The 1,747-nt window shown below is 62.7% G+C and carries 2 protein-coding genes; both read right to left on the minus strand.

From position 1 onward, the window contains the following. Window positions 1-59: 59 nt before the first annotated feature. Window positions 60-989, minus strand: a complete 930-nt coding sequence (locus tag ACR0IY_RS21935) for an electron transfer flavoprotein subunit alpha/FixB family protein (RefSeq protein ID WP_480677155.1) — start codon at window positions 987-989, stop codon at window positions 60-62. Continuing rightward, complete coding sequence (locus tag ACR0IY_RS21940; RefSeq protein WP_480677157.1) at window positions 989-1,747, minus strand: electron transfer flavoprotein subunit beta/FixA family protein; 759 nt, start codon at window positions 1,745-1,747, stop codon at window positions 989-991. The genes ACR0IY_RS21935 and ACR0IY_RS21940 overlap by 1 nt, the downstream gene beginning before the upstream one ends.

Genomic DNA, 1,747 nt, shown 5'->3' on the forward strand with positions numbered 1-1,747 from the left:
AAAGGCCCGCGCGTTGGCGGGCCTTTTTTTGGAGTTTGTTGGAAAACCGGTTGTTGTGATCAGCCGAGTTTCTCGGTCAGTTCTGGGACGGCGTCGAACAGGTCGGCGACCAGGCCGAAGTCGGCGACCTGGAAGATCGGCGCTTCTTCGTCCTTGTTGATCGCCACGATGACCTTCGAGTCCTTCATGCCCGCCAGGTGCTGGATCGCGCCCGAGATGCCGATGGCGACATACAGATCGGGGGCAACAACCTTGCCGGTCTGACCTACCTGCCAGTCGTTCGGGGCATAGCCCGAGTCGACGGCGGCGCGCGAGGCACCCACAGCGGCGCCCAGTTTGTCGGCCAGACCTTCGATCAGTTTGAAGTCCTCTTCCGAACCGACACCACGGCCGCCCGAGACAACAGCGCCAGCCGAGGTCAGTTCCGGACGGTCGCTTTCCGCAACCTTGTCCTCGACCCAGGACGACAGGCCGGGGTTTTCACCGACCGAGATGGTCTCGACCGCGGCCGAACCACCCTCGCCCGCGGCGTCAAAGGACGCGGTGCGGATGGTGACAACCTTCTTGGCGTCGTTCGACTTCACCGTCTGGATCGCGTTGCCTGCATAGATCGGGCGCTCGAAGGTCGAGCCGTCAACCACGCCGGACGCATCCGAGATCACCATCACGTCCAGCAGCGCGGCAACGCGCGGCATCACGTTCTTGGCGTCGGTGGTGGCGGGGGCCACGATGTGCTCGTAGCCGTCGGCCAGCGACACGATCAGGGCGGCGGTCGATTCCGCCAGGCGGTGACCCAGCGAGGCATCCTCGGCGACCAGAACCTTGGATACACCGTCGATCTTGGCAGCGGCCTCACCGGCAGCAGCGGCAGACCCGCCCGCAGCCAGAACGGTCACATCACCCAGGGCCTTTGCCGCGTTGACGGCCTTGGCGGTGGCGTCAAAGCTAAGTTCGCCATTGTTGACTTCGGCCAGCAGAAGTACAGCCATTACACAGCCCCCGCTTCTTTGAGTTTCGAGACCAGCTCGTCAACCGAGCCCACGACGATACCGGCGGCGCGTGCCGGCGGCTCGTCCGTTTTGACAATCTCCAGACGCGGCGTGACGTCGACGCCGTAATCGGCGGCGGTTTTCTCATCCAGCGGCTTTTTCTTCGCCTTCATGATGTTGGGCAGCGACGCATAGCGCGGCTCGTTCAGGCGCAGGTCAACGGTGACGATGGTCGGCATCTTGACGCTGATGGTCTGCAGGCCGCCGTCCACCTCGCGGGTGACCTTGGCGCTGTCGCCTTCGATGTCCAGCTCGGACGCGAAGGTGCCCTGGCTCCAGCCCAGCAGGGCCGACAGCATCTGACCGGTGGCGTTCATGTCGTTGTCGATCGACTGCTTGCCGCACAGAACGACGCCGGGCTGCTCTTCCTCGACCACTTTGGCTAGGATCTTGGCAACCGCCAGCGGTTCGATATCGGTGTGCACGTCATCTGCCGCAACAACCAGAATGGCGCGGTCCGCACCCATCGCCAGCGCCGTGCGCAGCGTTTCCTGCGCCTGTTTGACACCGATCGAAACCGCAACAACCTCTTCCGCTTTGCCGGCTTCCTTCAGGCGGATGGCCTCTTCCACCGCAATCTCGTCGAACGGGTTCATCGACATTTTGACATTGGCGAGATCAACTCCGCTACCGTCCGCCTTAACGCGAACCTTCACATTATAGTCAATCACGCGTTTGACAGGCACGAGTACCTTCAT

The organism is Ruegeria sp. BC1 (assembly GCF_056539305.1).

Excerpts from the sequence above, each read along its gene's own strand:
- ACR0IY_RS21935 (WP_480677155.1), bottom strand. The coding sequence starts at position 989 with ATGGCTGTACTTCTGCTGGCCGAAGTCAACAATGGCGAACTTAGCTTT.
- ACR0IY_RS21940 (WP_480677157.1), bottom strand. The coding sequence starts at position 1,747 with ATGAAGGTACTCGTGCCTGTCAAACGCGTGATTGACTATAATGTGAAG.